The sequence below is a fragment of the Streptomyces bottropensis ATCC 25435 genome, from assembly GCF_000383595.1.
Taxonomy (GTDB): Bacteria; Actinomycetota; Actinomycetes; order Streptomycetales; family Streptomycetaceae; genus Streptomyces; species Streptomyces bottropensis.
In genome coordinates, this window is the sequence record NZ_KB911581.1 from 693416 (window position 1) to 709977 (window position 16562).

Genomic DNA, 16562 nt, shown 5'->3' on the forward strand with positions numbered 1-16562 from the left:
GGAGGGCGTCCTCGGGGTAGGGCCGGCCCTACCCCCGCGTACCGCATGACACGATCGAACACGTGAGTACGACCAGCACGGTGGAGCGCGCCTTCGAGGCGGCCCTCTACGCCGACACCGACGCCGCCCTCGACACCGGCGCCTCCCTGCTCGCCGCCGACCCCGCGGCCGATGGGGAACTGTCCCGGCGCGGACGGGAGTTCGTCGCCGGCGCCTGGCGGCGCGGCTGGCAGCCCGCCGACGTCGTACGGTTCGTGCGGCGCGAGCTGGAGGACGAGCACGTCACGCTCCTCGCACGGCTCGTCGTCGAGGAACACGAGGACGCGTACGGCGAGGGGCGTACGCCCGGGCAGCGGCGGTCACCCGGCCCGCGCTGGGCCGCCCAGCTCGACGAGGTCAGGGAGCTGACCACCCGCCCCACCCGCGCGGACCGCTTCTCGTACGCCACCACGGCCCTGGAGCTGTACCGCCTCCTGCTGCGGCTGCCCACCCTCGAATCCCTGGACCGCCCGCAGGAGACCGGTAGCGCGCAGAACTCGCCCCACCCGGAGTCCCGCATGCTCGGCCGGATCCGCGCGCTCCTCGCCAAGGCGGAGGCGACCGGGTTCCCGGAGGAGGCGGAGGCGCTCAGCGCGAAGGCGCAGGAGCTGATGGCGCGGCACAGCATCGACGAGGCGCTCCTGGCCGCCCGCGCGCACGGCGCGAACACGCCCGGCGCCTGCCGGATCGGCGTCGAGCCCCCGTACGAGACGGCCAAGGCGGTGCTCCTCGACGCGGTGGCGCGCGCCAACCGCTGCGAGGCCGTCTGGAACGCGGACCTCGGCTTCTCCACGGTCGTCGGGTTCGAGGCGGACCTGGAGGCGGTCGAACTGCTCCACACCTCGCTCCTCGTCCAGGCCACCACCGCGATGACGAAGGCGGAGGCGGCCCAGCGCAGGTCCGGCCGCAAGCGGACCAAGACCTTCCGGCAGTCGTTCCTGGCCGCCTACGCCCACCGGATAGGGGACCGCCTGGCGGAGGTCGCCGAGGCCCAGGTCGCCGAGGCGGAGGCCGAGGGCGTGGGGGCGCACGGGGCGGGCGATCAGCGGCAGGATCTGCTGCCCGTCCTCGCCGCCCGCGACGTCGCCGTCCGGGAGCAGGTGGGCCGGATGTTCCCGGACACGGTCACCACCCGCGTGCGGGGCGTCAGCGACCTGGCCGGCTGGCAGCAGGGGGCGGAGGCCGCCGACCGTGCCCAGGTCCGGGCGCGGCCCCGGCTGCCGTCCTGAGGCGGCGGCGGACCCGGTGGCTCAGTCGCCCGCCGGCAGGAACGGCCCGACCGTCGCCTCCAGCGTGCTCTCCGACTCGACCGCGACCTCGGGGTCGGGCCACTTGAAGCTGCTGACTTTGGTGTCTCCGGGCAGGGCCAGCTTCACCGTGTCCACCGCGGCGCTCTTCTCCGCGTCACCGGCGACCCCGCGCACGTAGGCGATGGTGAAGGTCATCGACTGACCGCCCTCCAGCGTCACCTCGGTGTCCTGGGACGCGCCCTCCTGAGCCTTGAGCGCCCAGGACTTGTCGCCGGCGAACAGGTCGACCCCGGCGAGGCCCTTCAGCGTGCAGGCGGCGTCGCCCTTGTTGGTGACGGTGACCGGCACGGCGCCCTCGTCGCCGGCGGCCGGCGCGGCACTGCTGGGCCCGATCTCGAAACCGGCCTGCGCGGCCGTGCAGGCGCCGCCCTTCGTGCTCTCGGGGGTGGCGGCACCGGTCTTGCCGTCCTCCCCGCCGTCACCTCCGTCGCTCCCGCCACAGGCGGTCAGCGTGAGGGCGGCGAGGAGGGCGGCGGCGATGGCGGTCGGAGCGGTGCGCATGGAGTTCCCGGGGTGTTCGTGGCCGTGGCTGTCACAGCACAGCCGGTGAAGAGGTGAAGGGACGAACAGGCCGGGGAACTCGCAGGCCCCGCGGCCCGCCCGCCCTCACATGATCTACGATCCCCGCCCCACCGCGGACCCGATCCGCAACCTGATCTACGATCCGGCGCTCGCGGTCGGCAGATCGGTGGGAAGGCCGGTGGGCAGGTCCGTCGGCAGCTCCGAGGGCAGGGACCCCTCGGCCTTCTGGAACGTCTCCTGCCCGACGTCGCCCTCCCAGGTGATCGTCAGCGCCTTGGAGCCGACCTTGTCCACCATGCCCTCGGTGCGGGCGTCGCTGCCGTCCTGGCACTTGAGGCTGATCATCTGCATGTCCGCCTCGTCGGCGACCTTGCCGCTGCACACCGCGGTGCCCGCGAAGACGGCGACCTCGTCGCCGTTGACGAACAGGGCGACCGCCTTGCCGTCGGTCGTGGCCAGCCAGTTGCCCTGCAGCTCGGTCGCGACGCCGGAGGAGCCCTTCGAACCGCCGCCGTCCGCGCTGTCGCTCGCCTTCGGCGGGGCCGACGACTCCTTGGCCTCGGGGCCGTCGCCGCCACCGCCGCATCCGGTCAGCACGAGCGCGGCCGCGAGCCCGGCCGCCGCGGCCGCGACGCGCGCGCCCCGCCGGGCGGAGGACACCCTGGTCACGGGCCTTGCCGTAGTCGCCGTAGTCACTGGAGATCTCCCAAAGCCGTGGCCGAGTCCGGTCGCCGCAGCGACAGCGGCAAGCTACCAGCAGCAGCGGGGCACCGGACGGCCGGGAACTGTGAGAACCCCGAGAACGAAGGAGCACCGACGACACCCCCACCGCCACCATGCGCCCCGGCACCGGCCAGACCGAGGGGCCCCGCCCGCCCCGGCCCGTCAGGCGACGCCGACGGGCGACCGGGCCGAAGCCGCACCCCCGGCTACGACGGCGCCACGTCGGGCCGAGACGGGGCAGCCGCGTGACGCCGGTCGACGCGAGCACCCGGCGCCCGCCCGGCGCCCGGCGGACCGACAACCCTCCGGTCCCCGGCAGGCCCCACGGCCTTCCGGCGCCCGGCAGACCGACGCCCCCCGGCGCTCGGCAGGACCCGCGCCCCTTCGGCCCCCGGCAGACCTCGCGCGCCGCCCCCGCCCCCGCCCCCGATCGACGGCCCTACCAGGACGACTTCCGCACCCCCGGCAAGTGCCCCGCGTGCGCCTGCTCCCGCAAGCTCACCCGGGACAGCCCGAACGTGCGGAAGTACCCCCGGGGCCGGCCGTCCACCTGGTCCCGGTTGCGGACGCGGGTCGCGCTCGCGTCGCGGGGCTGGGCGGTCAGTTCCCGCCGGGCCGCGTCGCGTTCGGCCTCCGTGGTGGACGGCCGCCGCAGGATCTCCTTCAGCTCGGCCCGCCGCTCGGCGTACCGCGCGACGACCTCGCGCCGCTGCTCGTTCTTCGCGATCTTGCTCTTCTTCGCCATCAGACCCGCACCCCCCGCGCACGGATCCGCGCGACGGCGGCCTCGACGCCGATGACGTCCACGGTCTTGATCCCCTTGGTGCTCAGCCGGAGCCGCACGTGACGGTTCTCGCTCGGCAGCCAGTACCGCTTGGACTGGATGTTCGGGTCGAAGCGGCGGGACGTACGCCGGTGGGAGTGGGAGATGCGGTTGCCGAAGCCGGGCCGGGCTCCGGTCAGCATGCAGTGGGCGGACAAGGTGACGCACCTCTCTCGATCAGGTAGTGCAAATGGATTTCATTTTCAGTAACATACCAGCATGGCACGCAACGAACTCCGCCCGGTCGTCAAACTCCGGTCCACGGCCGGCACCGGATACACCTACGTCACCCGCAAGAACCGCCGGAACGACCCCGACCGGCTGACGCTGCGCAAGTTCGACCCGAGGGCCGGCCGCCACGTCGACTTCCGAGAGGAGCGCTGACCGACGATGAAGAAGGACATCCACCCCTCCTACGGGCCCGTCGTCTTCCGGGACCGCGCCGCGAACCACACCTTCCTCACCCGCTCGACGATGACGAGCGGGAAGACGATCGAGTGGGAGGACGGCAACACCTACCCCGTGGTCGACGTCGAGATCTCGAACGTCAGCCACCCCTTCTACACGGGCACCGCGCGCGTGCTGGACACGGCGGGCCGCGTGGAGAAGTTCGAGAAGCGGTACGGCGCCAAGAACTCCGTGGCGGCCGCAGCGACCGGGAAGAAGCGGGGCTGACCGACGTGACCCAGCTGTCTGTCGCGATCGTCGGCGGGCTGCACGCCGACGCCCGGCGGGCCGCCGTCGAGGCGCTGCTCGCCGGGGTCCCGGGCAGCGTCGCGCTGCACCACGACCTCTCCACCGCCGCCGACGGTCCGGACGCCAAGGTCGTCAGGACCGTCCGGGACGCCGGGGGCCTCGTCTCCACCGGCGAGACCCGGCTCGTCGACGACTGCGCCTGCTGCGCCCTGCGCGAGGACCTCGTCCCCGAACTGGAACGCCTGGCCGAGGCGGGCCTGACCCGCCTGGCCGTGGTCGAACTCTGGGACTCGGTGGAGCCGAAGGCGATGGCGGAGGTGATCGCCGCCGGCGGCCTCCGCCTCACCTCCGTGATCACGGCCGTGGACCCCGCACTTCTCCTGCCCTACCTCGGCAACGGCGACGACCTCGCCGACCGGGGCCTCGCCGCGGCCTCCACCGACCAGCGCACCGTCGCCGACACCTTCGCCCGCCAGCTGGAGTACGCCCCGGTCCTCGCCGTGCTCGACTCGGAGGAGGCCGACGAGGAGGACAGGGCCCTGCTGGCCCAACTCCACCCGACCGCCCAGCGGGTGCCCATCGGCGACCGGGGCCGTGCTCCTGAGGTGGCGGCAGGCCCCGAAAGGGGCGCGGGCCAGCATCGACCTACGGCTCCGCCGCGGGGCGCGACCGGCGACAATGCGCCCGCGCCCGGCAGCGTCCAGCACCACCCACGGCGCTCCCCGCCCCTGCTCACCGCCGCGTTCGCCGGCTTCGACGTGGACGCGGCGGCCGCCGCCCAGCACCCCGCCTGCGCCCTCCTCCCCACGGACGCCGACGAACACGGCGTCACCACCCTCGTCTGGCACCGCCACCGCCCCTTCCACCCCGAGCGGCTCTACGCGGCACTGGAGGACCTCTGCTGCGCGGCCGCCCGCAGCCGCGGCCGGTTCTGGCTGGCCGAGCGCCCCGACACCCTGCTGCACTGGGACGCGGCCGGCGGCGCCCTGTGCGTGGAGTCGGTCGGCCCCTGGCTCGCCTCGCTGCCGGACGCCGCCTGGGACCTGGTTCCCCCGGTCCGCCGGGCCGCCGCCGCCCTCGACTGGCACCCGGAGCACGGCGACCGCTGCCAGCACCTCGTCTTCACCTCCCCGGGCCTGGACCGCGACGGACTCGAACAGCTCCTGGAGTCCTGCCTGCTGACCGACACCGAGTACGCCGCCGGCCGCGTCGCCTGGGAACGGCTGCCGCGCCCCTTCGACACCTTCCTGGAGGTCTGACCGCCATGCCCCGCAAGCCGGAGCGCACGCCCGCCAAGTCCCGCCCCAACCCGCTGGACCAGGCGAAGATCACGTACATCGACTACAAGGACACCGACCTGCTGCGGCGCTTCGTCTCCGACCGGGGCAAGATCCGCAGCCGCCGGGTCACCCGCGTCAGCGCCCGGCAGCAACGACAGCTCGCCCGCGCCATCAAGAACGCCCGCGAGATGGCCCTCCTGCCGTACTCCGCCCGCTGACGACGGCCACGGACCCCGGCATCGGCCGTCAACCGGCTCACCATCCAGCGGTCCAACCGCCGTGGAAGCCCCACCCGTCACCCTCGAACCACCACCCCCACCCGGCCCCCGGGGAGGCTCCACGGCCTCCCCGGGGGCACTCGTTTCCCGCCATCCTGCGCGCACCGGCCCCGCTTCCTGAACCGCGCGGACCCGGCCCCCGTAGGGAGGGGCAGGGGGGCATGCACCAAGGCGACACCGAATCTCCCCAGCCGTTGACGGAACAGGATCGCCCCGAGACACGTCTCTCCAGTGCCGCGGTGCTGTGACTGCGGGCTCACCCCTCGTGCACGTGCATCTGCTCGTGCATGCGCAGGTGCATCCGCTCATGCGTCGGCACGTGAACGAAGCTATGATCCGGGGCAGTTGACCGCTGCATCACTGGCAGCACGGGCATCACTGGCCACACCAGTGCCAATGCGCATCAAGCGCACCACTGCACCACCCCGGGGAGCGACCTGTGGACCACGACGTGTACGGCGTGGATGACGTGTACAACGGCATGGCCGCGACGGAGCTGACCCAGCTCCACGCGGTGGCCTGGCAGAAGAGCCGGCACAGCAACTCGCAGGGGAACTGCGTGGAGTTCGCCCGGCTGCCCGGCGGTGAGGTGGCGGTGCGCAACTCCCGCTTCCCCGACGGCCCGGCGCTCGTCTACACGCGCGCCGAGATCGAGGCGATGCTCCTGGGCATCAAGGACGGTGAGTTCGACCACCTGGTCGGATGACTCCCGCCCGGCGGCGGGGGAGCGGTGGGGTCCGACGATGTGACACGCGTAGAACCGCGGCGCCGAAAGGCGCCGCGGTTCTCAGTGGGCGCAGTGCGGGTCCGGTGTCCGCGGCACCTGGAACAGTGCCCACACCACCTTGCCGTTGAGTGCGCCGCCCAGTGGATGCCAGCCCCAGCTGTCCGCGAACGAGTCCACCAGGAACAGCCCGCGCCCCGACTCCGCCGAGAAGTCCTCGGAGTCGCCCGCGACCGGGCTGTCGTGGCTGGGGTCGCGCACCGCGCACACCAACCGCTCGGTCCAGCGCATCAGATGCAGCCGTACCGGTGGATCCTGGTCGGGGCGCGAGCCGTTGCCGGAGGGCAGGCCGTGCCGCAGGGCGTTGGTGACGAGTTCCGAGACCACGAGACAGACGTCGTCGAAGCGGTCGTCCAACTTCCACTGGCCGAGCGTGCCCCGGGTGAACTGCCGTGCCTCGCGCACCGCTTCGTAACGGGGCGGCAGCGCGCAGGACGCGGCGTCCGACACGGTCGCGGGATCAAGTGGCGGAAGTCCCTGCCGTAAGGGTTCGAGCATGGTTGATCCATTCGTCCCCATGCGAGGCACTCCCGGGTGTCTGCGGTCGTTGCGATGCAGCGGTGGCGCGGGACCATGGTTTCTGATGCGTACAGCAGATGCAAGGGCAGATGCACGTGCACGCGCCCGAAATGGACCTTCCCATGCCGCTTGCTGAACATTTTTACTGCCACCCTGCCCTTACTCCTCGCGCGTCCCGCCTGTCTCAGATGTTGAAGACTTTCCATTTCTGTAACCGGGCGAGTGCGGATCGGAGTGGTTTAGTGGCAGACTGCGGCCCTTGAAGAAGTTGGGGAGGCTGGACGAACGTGGGCGCCGGTGAATCGAGCGGGTCGGTGGTGAGGCGGATGCTGCTGGGCTCGCATCTCAGGCGGCTGCGCGAGTCGCAGGGGATCACCCGGGAGAAGGCCGGGTACTCGATCCGCTCCTCCGAGTCGAAGATCAGCCGGATGGAACTCGGCCGGGTCAGCTTCAAGACCCGTGACGTGGAGGACCTGTTGACCCTCTACGGCGTCACCGACGAGACCGAGCGCACCTCGCTCCTCTCCCTGGCCAAGGAAGCCAATGTCGCCGGCTGGTGGCACAGCTACTCGGACGTCCTGCCCAGCTGGTTCCCCACCTACGTCGGCCTCGAAGCGGCGGCCCATCTCATCCGCAGCTACGAAGTGCAGTTCGTGCACGGCCTGTTGCAGACCGAGGCGTACGCCCACGCGGTGGTCTCCCGGGGCATGAAGGGTGCGAGCGAGGCCGAGATCGACAAGCGGGTGGCCCTGCGCATGGAGCGCCAGAAGTACCTGGTGTCCGAGAACGCCCCCGAGTTCCACTGCGTCCTCGACGAGGCCGCGCTGCGCCGGCCGTACGGCGACCGGGAAGTGATGCGCGGTCAGCTCCAGCATCTGATAGAGATCTCGGAGCGCCCGAACGTACGGATCCAGGTCATGCCGTTCAGCTTCGGCGGTCACGCCGGTGAGAGCGGCGCCTTCACCGTGCTGAGCTTCCCCGAGTCCGACCTCACCGACGTCGTCTATCTCGAACAGCTCAGCAGCGCGCTCTATCTGGACAAGCGCGAGGACATCGCCCAGTACGAGCGGGCGATCGGGCAGCTCCAGGAGGACAGCCCGTCCACGGCCGAGAGCCGTGACCTGCTGCGGGGGCTGCTGCAGCTCTCCTGAGGACCGCCGGCCCCGCTGCTTCCGAGCCTCTCCGGGTCGGCTCGGGGCCTTCACGGAGTCTCCCGAGTACCCTCCAACTCCCCTCCAACTCCCCTTACCCACACGTACGATGACGAGTGATCAATCTTGATCGATGCCGACTGATTGAGGATCACATGTCGTCCTACTTCACCGACCTGGCACAGCAGTACATCGGCGGCGAGTGGCGCCCGGGTTCAGGCTCCTGGGACATCATCGACTTCAACCCGTACGACGACGCGAAGCTGGCGTCGATCACCATCGCCACGGTCGACGAGGTGGACGAGGCCTACCGGGCCGCCAGGACGGCGCAGAAGGAATGGGCCCAGGTCAACGCCTACGCGCGTCGCGCGGTCTTCGAGAAGGCCCTCGCCCTCGTCGAGGAGCGCGAGCAGGAGATCACCGAGGTGATCATCGCCGAGCTGGGCGGCACGCGTCTGAAGGCCGGCTTCGAGCTGCACCTCGCCAAGGAGTTCCTGCGCGAGTCGATCCAGTTGGTGCTGCGCCCCGAGGGCAGAATCCTTCCGTCGCCGGTCGAGGGCAAGGAGAACCGCCTCTACCGCGTACCGGTCGGCGTCGTGGGCGTCATCAGCCCCTTCAACTTCCCCTTCCTGCTCTCGGTTAAGTCGGTCGCCCCGGCCCTCGCCCTCGGCAACGGCGTCGTGCTGAAGCCGCACCAGAACACCCCCATCACCGGTGGCACCCTGGTCGCGAAGATCTTCGAGGACGCGGGCCTGCCCGCCGGTCTGCTCAACGTCGTCGTCACCGACATCGCCGAGATAGGCGACGCCTTCATCGAGCACCCGATCCCCAAGGTCATCTCCTTCACCGGCTCCGACAAGGTCGGCCGCCACGTCGCCACCGTCGCCGCCTCGAACTTCAAGCGCGCGATCCTCGAACTGGGCGGCAACAGCGCCCTGGTGGTCCTGGACGACGCGGACATCGACTACGCCGTCGACGCCGCCGTCTTCTCGCGCTACGTCCACCAGGGCCAGGTCTGCATGGCCGCCAACCGCGTCCTGGTCGACCGTTCCGTCCAGGACGAGTTCACCGAGAAGTTCGTGGCCAAGGTGAAGTCCCTGAAGGTCGGCGACCCGAGCGACCCGTCGACGGTCATCGGCCCGGTCATCAACGCCTCCCAGGCGGAAGCCCTCAGGGGCGTCGTCGAGCAGGCCCTCGCCGAGGGAGCCACCGCGCTCGTCCACGGCTCCACGACCGACAACCTGGTCGAGCCGTCCGTCCTCACCGGCCTCCCCGCCGACTCCTCCCTCCTGCGGCAGGAGGTCTTCGGCCCGGTCGCCTTCCTCGTCCCCTTCGACGGCGAGGAGGAGGCCGTCACCCTCGTCAACGACACCCCGTACGGCCTCAGCGGCGCCGTCCACACCGCCGACATCGAGCGGGGCGTGAACTTCGCCAAGCAGATCGACACCGGCATGTTCCACGTCAACGACGGCACCGTCCACGACGAGCCCCTCGTCCCCTTCGGCGGCGAGAAGCACTCCGGCGTCGGCCGCCTCAACGGCGACACGGCGGTGGACGCCTTCACCACCCAGAAGTGGATCTCGGTCCAGCACAAGCGGAGCTTCTTCCCGTTCTGAGGGAGACCCGTCGGCTCCGAGGATCACACGTGGCAGACATGCATCTAGGCGCACACTAGGTGCATGTCTGCTACGTATCCCATCGCGGAGGCGCGGGGCAAGCTCGGGGAACTAGCCCGCCGGGCCGCCCAGCACGAGCACATCACTCTGACTGATCGCGGCGTTCCGGCTGCCGTCCTCGTCTCTCCCGCCGAACTGGAGGACCTTGAGGACGCTCTCGCCCTTGCCCGACTGGAGCGTGACCGCGCTCTCGGTCGCGTCGAGACCCCGATCCCGCATGACGAGGCCCGCCGCGCGCTGCTTGAAGCGGCGGGGAGGGGCGAGTGACCTGGCAGGTTCAGTGGGAACCTGCGACTCTCGACGCTGCCGCCGGACACCTCAAGGACGATCCCGACAGCGTCGACGCGCTGCTGCGGGCCACCGACCAACTGGCCGAGAACGAGCGACCCGAAGGGTCGCGTGCCTGGGGTGCGGAGCATCGCCGTCTGCACCACGGTCCTTGGCGCATTCTGTACCGCCTCGCCTCTGAGGCGCGCACCCTCCACATCGAACATGTGGGCCGTACAGGCGCGTGTTCCTGAGGCCGGGGGCCCGGATCGCGTAACGGGGTCCGGTGGGCCGGGAGCCGGGTGCGAGCCGGGGTGATCCCGCCTGGTTCTACGCTTGGCGCATGTCAGCGATCCGTCTTCTCGTGCTCGGCGCCGTGCGCCAGCACGGGCGGGCCCACGGCTACCAGGTCCGCAACGACCTGGAGTACTGGGGCGCGCACGAGTGGTCCAACGCCAAGCCCGGCTCGATCTACCACGCCCTGAAGCAGATGGCGAAGCAGGGACTGCTGCTCGCGCACGAGATCGCCCCCTCCCCGGCCGGCGGGCCGCCCCGGACCGAGTACGAGATCACGGAGCAGGGCACCGAGGAGTACCTCCGGCTCGTGCGCGAGTCCCTCACCGCCTACGACCAGCAGCCGGACATCCTCTCCGCCGCCCTCGGCACCATGGTCGACCTCGGCCGGGAGGAGGTGCTCGGGCTCCTGGAGGAGCGGGTGCGGTCCATCGAGAAGTGGCGCCGTTCCGTGACCGAGTACTACACCCCCGAGGACGGACCCGGCCAGCTCGGCCACATCGGCGAGATCATGAACTACTGGATCCATTCCGCCGACACGGGCGCCGACTGGACCCGCGGCCTCATCGCCCGCATCCGCGCCGGCGCCTACACGTTCGCCGGCGAGGGCGCCCCTTTCATCGGCATCCTCCCGGAGGGCCAGAAAAACCCCTACGCAACAGGCGAACCACACCCGGGCGACACCCACTGACAACCCTGCACCCGCCTCAGGTACGGGGCAGGGCACGTCGCGTGCAACCGCGAGTGTCAGGGGCGCGGGGAACTGCGCGACAAGCCACGACCCACCCGCACCCGCCCAACCACCCGCACCCTCCCAGCCCCCAGGCACCCACCCCGCGCCCCTAGTGATGGAACCCCGTCGCCGCCCCCGCATCCCGCGTCAACGGCCCCGACTGCCGCCGCAGTTCGGGCACCAGACTCCCGAGATCCTCCAGGAACAGCTCCGCGAGATCGGACGTGAACCCGTTGCGGCACACCACCCGGAGCACGGAAAGATCCTCCCGGTTCTCCGGGAACGTGTAGGCCGGCACCAGCCACCCCCGCTCCCGCATCCGCCGTGCCACGTCGAAGACGTCGTACGCGGTGACGTCCTCGCCCGTGGTGAAGGCGAACACGGGCAACTCGTCGCCCCGCGTGAGCAGCCGGAAGTCACCGAGCTTGTCGACCTCTTCCGCGAGCCGCATCGCCACGTCCCGCGTCGACTGCTGCACCGCCCGGAACCCCTCACGCCCGAGCCGCAGGAACGTGTAGTACTGCGCGACGACCTGCGCCCCGGGCCGCGAGAAGTTGAGCGCGAACGTGGGCATGTCGCCGCCCAGGTAGTTCACCCGGAACACCAGCTCCTCCGGCAGTTCCTCCGCGGAACGCCACAGCGCCCAGCCGACCCCCGGGTACACCAGCCCGTACTTGTGCCCCGAGGTGTTGATCGACGCCACCCGGGGCAGCCGGAAGTCCCACACCAACTCCTCGTCGAGGAAGGGCGCGACCATCGCGCCGGACGCGCCGTCGACATGGACGGGCACATCCAGCCCCGTACGGTCGCGCAGGTCGTCGAGGGCCGCGCACAGCTCGGCGATCGGCTCGTAGGACCCGTCGAAGGTGGAGCCGAGGACGCCCACGACCCCGATGGTGTTCTCGTCGCACAGCGCCGCGGCCGCCGCCGGGTCGAGATGGAACCGGTCGCCCTCCATGGGCACCTGCCGGGCCTCGACCTCCCAGAAGTTGCAGAACTTCTCCCAGCAGACCTGGACGTTGACACCCATCACGAGATTCGGCCGGGCGTCCGCCGACGGATACCGGTCGGCGTTCCGCTTCGCCCACCGCCGCTTGAGGGCCATCCCGGCGAGCATGCAGGCCTCGCTGGACCCGGTGGTCGAGCAGCCCACGGTGGCGGCCGGGTCCGGCGCGTTCCACAGATCGGCGAGCATCGACACACAGCGCCGCTCCAGCTCGGCCGTGCGCGGGTACTCGTCCTTGTCGATCATGTTCTTGTCCCGGCACTCACCCATCAGCACCCCGGCCTCCGGCTCCATCCACGTGGTGACGAAGGTGGCGAGGTTGAGCCGGGAGTTGCCGTCCAGCATGAGTTCGTCGTGGACGAGCTGGTACGCCGTCGAAGGGGTCAGCGGCGCGTCCGGGAGCCGATGCTTGGGTGGAGCCTCGGTCATCCCGCCGACCGGGTTGGCGGCCTGACCGTAGAAGGGGTTCACGGCGAGCCGGTGCCCGTCCTTCCGCCCGGCCCCGCCGTCCTGCGCGTCGTCGCTGTCCCATCGGTGCAGTGGCATGTATCCGACGGTAGGTCCGCTGCCCGGGACTCGCACCTCGCGCGCGGAGCATGGCGGAAACGGACTTGCACCTCACGTGACGTGAGGACCCAGTCTGGAACGCGTACCGAGAAAGGGAGCGGGAGCATGGGCCACACCGTGGGACAGGTCGCGGGCTACGCCGGGGTCACGGTGCGCACGCTGCACCACTACGACGAGATCGGACTCCTCGTCCCGAGCGAGCGCACCGGCGCAGGTCACCGCCGCTACGGCGACGACGACCTCGACCGGCTCCAGCGGATCCTGTTCTACCGGGAACTCGGCTTCCCCCTCGACGAGGTCGCGACCCTGCTCGACGACCCGGACGCGGACCCGCGGACGCACCTGCGCCGCCAGCACGAGCTGCTGACCGCCCGGATCGAGAAGCTGCAGAAGATGGCCGCGGCCGTGGAGCACGCCATGGAGGCACGCAAGATGGGCATCAACCTCACCCCCGAGGAACGGTTCGAGGTCTTCGGCGACAAGGACCCCGACCAGTACGCCGAGGAGGCGGAACAGCGCTGGGGCGGCACGGAGGCGTACGCCGAGTCGCAGCGCCGCGCCGCCTCGTACACCAAGGCCGACTGGCAGCGCATGCAGGACGAGGTGGCCGACTGGGGCGCGCGCTACGACGCCCTGATGTCCGCCGGCGAGGAGCCGACCGGCGAGGCTGCCACGGCCATGGCGGAGGAGCACCGGCAGCACATCAACACCTGGTTCTACGACTGCCCGTACGAGATGCACCGGAACCTCGGCGAGATGTACGTCTCCGACGAGCGTTTCAAGGCCTTCTACGACGGCATGTGCCCCGGTCTCGCCGAGCATCTGCGGGGCGCGATCCACGCCAACGCGGACCGGAGGCGCCCCTGACCCATGGCGCCCCTGACCCATGGCGCGCCTGACTCATGGCGCGCCTGAACCCGCGGCTGACCACACGGCTTGGTCTCAGTGCGGCCACAGGGCACCCTGGGGGAGCCGGTGGAACCTAGCGGGGTGACCGTGCGTTGATAGCTTTGGTCACCCCTGTGGGTCCCACCGCCGTGGGTCCCCACCCAAAGGCCCGCACTTTCTCTCACCCCCCAGGAGCCCGGAACCGTGACGACGATCGCCCTCGGACCGAGCTGGTTGGATCCGGACTATCTGCTCGACTCGTTCGGTATCTGGGGCCTGCTCCTGATCGTGTTCGCCGAGTCCGGCCTCCTCATCGGCTTCTTCCTGCCGGGCGACTCGCTGCTGTTCACGGCGGGCATGCTGATCACCGCCAAGACGCTGGACTTCCCGCTGTGGCTGGCCATCGTGCTCATCTGCGTCGCCGCGATCCTGGGTGACCAGGCGGGCTACATGTTCGGCAAGAAGGTGGGCCCCTCGCTGTTCAAGCGGCCGGACTCCCGCCTGTTCAAGCAGGAGAACGTCACCAAGGCACACGAGTTCTTCGAGAAGCACGGGCCCAAGTCCCTGATCCTGGCCCGCTTCGTGCCGATCGTGCGCACCTTCACGCCGATCATCGCCGGCGTCAGCGGCATGAAGTACCGCACGTTCCTCATCTTCAACATCGTCGGCGGCGTCCTCTGGGGCGCGGGCGTCACCCTGCTCGGTTCCTGGCTCGGGCAGATCGAGTTCGTCCGCAAGAACATCGAGGCGATGCTCCTCCTGATCGTCCTCATCTCCGTGCTTCCGATCGTCTTCGAGCTCCTCAAGGCGAGGAAGGCGAAGAAGAACCGCCCCTCGCAGTCGGAACAGCCCCCCGCCGCCCCGGCCATGGACGACGCGACGACCCAGCTCCGCCGCATCCCGTCCTCCGACCAGCCCCAGCAGCAGCCGTACGACCCCGACCAGGGCTACGACAACCAGGGTTACCAGCAGCAGAATTACGGCAACCAGGGCTACCCGCAGCAGGGCTACGGCAACCAGGGGCACCAGAGCGAGCAGGGCCACCAGGACTACGGCTACCAGCAGCCCCAGCAGCAGCCGTACGCCCAGCAGTACCCCCAGGGCAACCAGTACCCCCCGCAGCAGAACCAGCAGGGCTACCAGGGCCAGGACTACCCGCAGTACTGAACGGCCAAGGCCCCGTGCCCCGCTCTTGCGGGGCGCGGGGAACCGAGCGAACCACCGCGACGTACCCGCACCCGCCGACGCGCCCGTACCCCCGAGCCCTCAGGCGCTCAGAAACCCCTGGTGCGCTTCGCGGCCTTGCGCCCCGCCCGCGCGGCACCCGGCAGGAACAGCCGGAACACCTCGGACCCGAGGTTCACCCCGATGGCGATGGCCATCGCCAGCGCCGCCGCCTTGGTCAGCGACACCAGCCCCGCGTCCACGTCGTTCTGCGCGAACGCCAGCAGCCCGAAGTACGTCGCCGACCCCGGCAGCAGCGGCCCGATCGCCGCCGTCGTGTAGGGCAGCGCGGAGGCGAACCGGTACCGCGACAGCAGCTGCCCGAACAGACCCACCAGCCCCGCGGCCACCGCCGTGGAGGCCACCGGTGAGATCCCGCCCGCTTCGTGCATGGCCCCGTACACGGCCCAGGCGACACCCCCGTTGAGGGTCACCGCCAACACGGTGGATCGTTCCTGCTGGAGCAGCACCGCGAAGGTCAGCGACAGCAGCATCGAGGCCCCGAGCTGCAACAGCGGCCGGTCCGCGCTGCCGAGCGCCGCGTCCGGGTTCAGCTCGGCGCCCACCTTCACCCCGAAGTACAGGACGAGCAGCACCCCCGCCACGATGCCCACGAAGAGGTACATGACCTCCAGGAGCCGGGCGGAGGCGGTGATGTAGAAGCCGGTGAGTCCGTCCTGCACCCCCGCGACCAGCGCCCGCCCGGGCAGCAGCGCGAAGAGCCCACCGGTGATCACGGCGGACGCCGCCACGTCCACCTGCGTCACCGTCAGCGCCACCCCGATCGCCGCCGGGGGCATCGCCGCCACCAGGAACTGGTAGAACTCCGGCAGCCCACGCCCCGAGCACAGCCAGGCCAGCCGGTCGCCGAGCATCGCGCCCAGCGCGGCGGCGACGAAGACGACGACCCCACCGCCGACCAGCAGGGAGGCGGCGCCCGCCAGCAGTCCGCTCGCCCCGGTCAGCGCCCAGCCGGGGTAGGGGTGCCGGTTGCGCCGTATCTCCGCGAGCCGCCGGTAGGCCTCCTCCAGCGTATGGGCGCTCTCCGGCGTGCTGAGGTCGTCCACCAGCTGGAAGACGGCCGCGAGCCGGGTGTAGTCGGTGGCCCGGCGCCGGACGATCCGGGCCGCCGTGACCGGGTCGTCCACCAGCGACGGCTGGTAGGTGACCGACAGCTGGGTGAAGGTGACGGTCGGCTCGCAGCGGTCGAGGCCGTAGGACCGGCACACGGCGAACATCGCCGCCTCCACGTCCTCCGCGCCCTCACCGCCCGCGAGCAGCAGTTCGCCGATGCGCAGGGTGAGGTCGAGCACGCGCGGCACGGCGGGCCCCGTGTCGCCCTCCGTGCGCGCCGCCGACTCCGGCGCGGGCCGCTCCGCCACCGGCATCCGCAGCATCGTGCGCATCCGGTCCTGCCAGGGCACGTCCTTGGTCAGGCTGACGACCGGGACCCCGCCCGGCGGCGTGAACGCGACCGGCGCGTGCCGCGCGCTGTAGGTCCGCGGCACACTGAACGCGGACCCCTCCTGCTCCGTCGCCACCGGCTCGGGCGGCGCCAGTCCCTCCGGCAGGGCGAACTCGGAGGTCGTCTGTGCCTCCGACTCCGCCCCGGCGGCCGGTACGTCCAGCCCGGCCGGAACCCTGAACTCCGAGGTCACCGACGCGTCGCCGTCGATCCCCAGGGCCACGCCCACCGGCACGAAAGCCTCGCTCGCCTCGTCCGACACCGGCTTACGGCCCTCCCCGGGTCCGCGCCTGGCCGGTTCAGTCACTCCCACTTCG

General features: G+C 71.0%; 20 protein-coding genes. 13 read left to right on the plus strand and 7 right to left on the minus strand.

From position 1 onward, the window contains the following. Nucleotides 1–62: 62 nt before the first annotated feature. A complete protein-coding gene (locus tag STRBO_RS0103055) occupies nt 63–1268 on the plus strand; it encodes a DUF2786 domain-containing protein (RefSeq protein WP_005475856.1) in 1206 nt (401 codons plus the stop codon). A 21-nt stretch (nt 1269–1289) separates the two neighbouring features. Here STRBO_RS0103055 and STRBO_RS0103060 read toward each other — a convergent pair whose 3' ends face one another. From STRBO_RS0103060 to rpmB, 4 genes are all read right to left on the minus strand, one after another. Beyond that, nucleotides 1290–1850 carry a DUF4232 domain-containing protein gene (locus STRBO_RS0103060; RefSeq protein WP_005475855.1) on the minus strand — a complete coding sequence of 187 codons (561 nt, stop codon included), beginning with the start codon at nt 1848–1850 and terminating at the stop codon, nt 1290–1292. A 156-nt stretch (nt 1851–2006) separates the two neighbouring features. Further along, nucleotides 2007–2540, minus strand: coding sequence for a hypothetical protein (locus tag STRBO_RS0103065; RefSeq protein ID WP_020665483.1), 534 nt, complete (start codon nt 2538–2540; stop codon nt 2007–2009). Between the two features lie 493 nt (nt 2541–3033). Next, nucleotides 3034–3339, minus strand: coding sequence for a 30S ribosomal protein S14 (gene rpsN / locus STRBO_RS0103070; RefSeq protein ID WP_005475853.1), 306 nt, complete (start codon nt 3337–3339; stop codon nt 3034–3036). Further along, nucleotides 3339–3575, minus strand: coding sequence for a 50S ribosomal protein L28 (gene rpmB / locus STRBO_RS0103075; RefSeq protein WP_028796437.1), 237 nt, complete (start codon nt 3573–3575; stop codon nt 3339–3341). The genes rpsN and rpmB overlap by 1 nt, the downstream gene beginning before the upstream one ends. Before the next feature lie 61 nt (nt 3576–3636). Between rpmB and rpmG the strand changes: the two genes are divergently transcribed. From rpmG to STRBO_RS0103105, 5 genes are all read left to right on the plus strand, one after another. Continuing rightward, nucleotides 3637–3801: a 50S ribosomal protein L33 gene (gene rpmG, locus STRBO_RS0103080; RefSeq protein WP_005475851.1), complete on the plus strand. Its 165-nt coding sequence runs from the start codon at nt 3637–3639 to the stop codon at nt 3799–3801. Between the two features lie 6 nt (nt 3802–3807). Further along, the gene (locus tag STRBO_RS0103085) at nt 3808–4092 is read left to right on the plus strand and encodes a type B 50S ribosomal protein L31 (RefSeq protein ID WP_005475848.1); all 285 of its coding nucleotides are present in this window, start codon (nt 3808–3810) and stop codon (nt 4090–4092) included. Between the two features lie 5 nt (nt 4093–4097). Next, nucleotides 4098–5372, plus strand: coding sequence for a CobW family GTP-binding protein (locus STRBO_RS0103090; protein ID WP_005475846.1), 1275 nt, complete (start codon nt 4098–4100; stop codon nt 5370–5372). A 5-nt stretch (nt 5373–5377) separates the two neighbouring features. Beyond that, nucleotides 5378–5611 carry a 30S ribosomal protein S18 gene (rpsR, locus tag STRBO_RS0103095; protein ID WP_005475844.1) on the plus strand — a complete coding sequence of 78 codons (234 nt, stop codon included), beginning with the start codon at nt 5378–5380 and terminating at the stop codon, nt 5609–5611. Between the two features lie 499 nt (nt 5612–6110). Further along, a complete protein-coding gene (locus tag STRBO_RS0103105) occupies nt 6111–6377 on the plus strand; it encodes a DUF397 domain-containing protein (RefSeq protein ID WP_005475842.1) in 267 nt (88 codons plus the stop codon). An 81-nt stretch (nt 6378–6458) separates the two neighbouring features. On the opposite strand, the gene STRBO_RS0103110 is transcribed toward STRBO_RS0103105, so the two are convergent. Beyond that, on the minus strand, nt 6459–6953 hold the full coding sequence (locus tag STRBO_RS0103110) for an ATP-binding protein (protein ID WP_005475841.1): 495 nt from the start codon (nt 6951–6953) through the stop codon (nt 6459–6461). A 347-nt stretch (nt 6954–7300) separates the two neighbouring features. On the opposite strand from STRBO_RS0103110, the gene STRBO_RS0103115 reads away from it, so the two are divergent. The 5 genes from STRBO_RS0103115 to STRBO_RS0103135 all read left to right on the plus strand — a co-directional run bounded on the left by STRBO_RS0103115 (nt 7301) and on the right by STRBO_RS0103135 (nt 11053). Further along, nucleotides 7301–8125, plus strand: a complete 825-nt coding sequence (locus STRBO_RS0103115) for a helix-turn-helix domain-containing protein (protein ID WP_005475840.1) — start codon at nt 7301–7303, stop codon at nt 8123–8125. Between the two features lie 155 nt (nt 8126–8280). Next, nucleotides 8281–9741: an aldehyde dehydrogenase family protein gene (locus STRBO_RS0103120; RefSeq protein WP_020113766.1), complete on the plus strand. Its 1461-nt coding sequence runs from the start codon at nt 8281–8283 to the stop codon at nt 9739–9741. Nucleotides 9742–9804: 63 nt separating this feature from the next. Further along, nucleotides 9805–10068, plus strand: a complete 264-nt coding sequence (locus STRBO_RS41310) for a type II toxin-antitoxin system prevent-host-death family antitoxin (protein ID WP_078531364.1) — start codon at nt 9805–9807, stop codon at nt 10066–10068. Then, entirely contained in the window at nt 10065–10322 is a 258-nt protein-coding gene (locus STRBO_RS0103130) for a type II toxin-antitoxin system RelE family toxin (protein ID WP_005475836.1), read from the plus strand. The genes STRBO_RS41310 and STRBO_RS0103130 overlap by 4 nt, the downstream gene beginning before the upstream one ends. Before the next feature lie 89 nt (nt 10323–10411). After that, nucleotides 10412–11053 carry a PadR family transcriptional regulator gene (locus tag STRBO_RS0103135; RefSeq protein ID WP_005475833.1) on the plus strand — a complete coding sequence of 214 codons (642 nt, stop codon included), beginning with the start codon at nt 10412–10414 and terminating at the stop codon, nt 11051–11053. Nucleotides 11054–11204: 151 nt separating this feature from the next. Here the strand turns inward: STRBO_RS0103135 and gad are convergent, their stop codons facing one another. Continuing rightward, nucleotides 11205–12647 carry a glutamate decarboxylase gene (gene gad / locus STRBO_RS0103140; RefSeq protein ID WP_005475830.1) on the minus strand — a complete coding sequence of 481 codons (1443 nt, stop codon included), beginning with the start codon at nt 12645–12647 and terminating at the stop codon, nt 11205–11207. A gap of 126 nt (nt 12648–12773) precedes the next feature. Between gad and STRBO_RS0103145 the strand changes: the two genes are divergently transcribed. Then, nucleotides 12774–13535, plus strand: coding sequence for a MerR family transcriptional regulator (locus STRBO_RS0103145; protein WP_005475828.1), 762 nt, complete (start codon nt 12774–12776; stop codon nt 13533–13535). 225 nt (nt 13536–13760) lie between these two features. Further along, nucleotides 13761–14723, plus strand: a complete 963-nt coding sequence (locus STRBO_RS0103150; RefSeq protein ID WP_005475825.1) for a DedA family protein — start codon at nt 13761–13763, stop codon at nt 14721–14723. A 107-nt stretch (nt 14724–14830) separates the two neighbouring features. Here the strand turns inward: STRBO_RS0103150 and STRBO_RS0103155 are convergent, their stop codons facing one another. Then, entirely contained in the window at nt 14831–16558 is a 1728-nt protein-coding gene (locus STRBO_RS0103155) for a threonine/serine exporter family protein (RefSeq protein ID WP_381210615.1), read from the minus strand. Nucleotides 16559–16562 lie beyond the last annotated feature (4 nt).

Coding starts and splice junctions, on each gene's coding strand:
- STRBO_RS0103145 (WP_005475828.1), top strand. CDS start 12,774: ATGGGCCACACCGTGGGACAGGTCGCGGGCTACGCCGGGGTCACGGTG.
- rpsN (WP_005475853.1), bottom strand. CDS start 3,339: ATGGCGAAGAAGAGCAAGATCGCGAAGAACGAGCAGCGGCGCGAGGTC.
- STRBO_RS0103115 (WP_005475840.1), top strand. CDS start 7,301: ATGCTGCTGGGCTCGCATCTCAGGCGGCTGCGCGAGTCGCAGGGGATC.
- STRBO_RS0103135 (WP_005475833.1), top strand. CDS start 10,412: ATGTCAGCGATCCGTCTTCTCGTGCTCGGCGCCGTGCGCCAGCACGGG.
- STRBO_RS41310 (WP_078531364.1), top strand. CDS start 9,805: ATGTCTGCTACGTATCCCATCGCGGAGGCGCGGGGCAAGCTCGGGGAA.
- gad (WP_005475830.1), bottom strand. CDS start 12,647: ATGCCACTGCACCGATGGGACAGCGACGACGCGCAGGACGGCGGGGCC.
- rpsR (WP_005475844.1), top strand. CDS start 5,378: ATGCCCCGCAAGCCGGAGCGCACGCCCGCCAAGTCCCGCCCCAACCCG.
- STRBO_RS0103120 (WP_020113766.1), top strand. CDS start 8,281: ATGTCGTCCTACTTCACCGACCTGGCACAGCAGTACATCGGCGGCGAG.
- STRBO_RS0103085 (WP_005475848.1), top strand. CDS start 3,808: ATGAAGAAGGACATCCACCCCTCCTACGGGCCCGTCGTCTTCCGGGAC.
- STRBO_RS0103060 (WP_005475855.1), bottom strand. CDS start 1,850: ATGCGCACCGCTCCGACCGCCATCGCCGCCGCCCTCCTCGCCGCCCTC.
- rpmG (WP_005475851.1), top strand. CDS start 3,637: ATGGCACGCAACGAACTCCGCCCGGTCGTCAAACTCCGGTCCACGGCC.
- STRBO_RS0103110 (WP_005475841.1), bottom strand. CDS start 6,953: ATGCTCGAACCCTTACGGCAGGGACTTCCGCCACTTGATCCCGCGACC.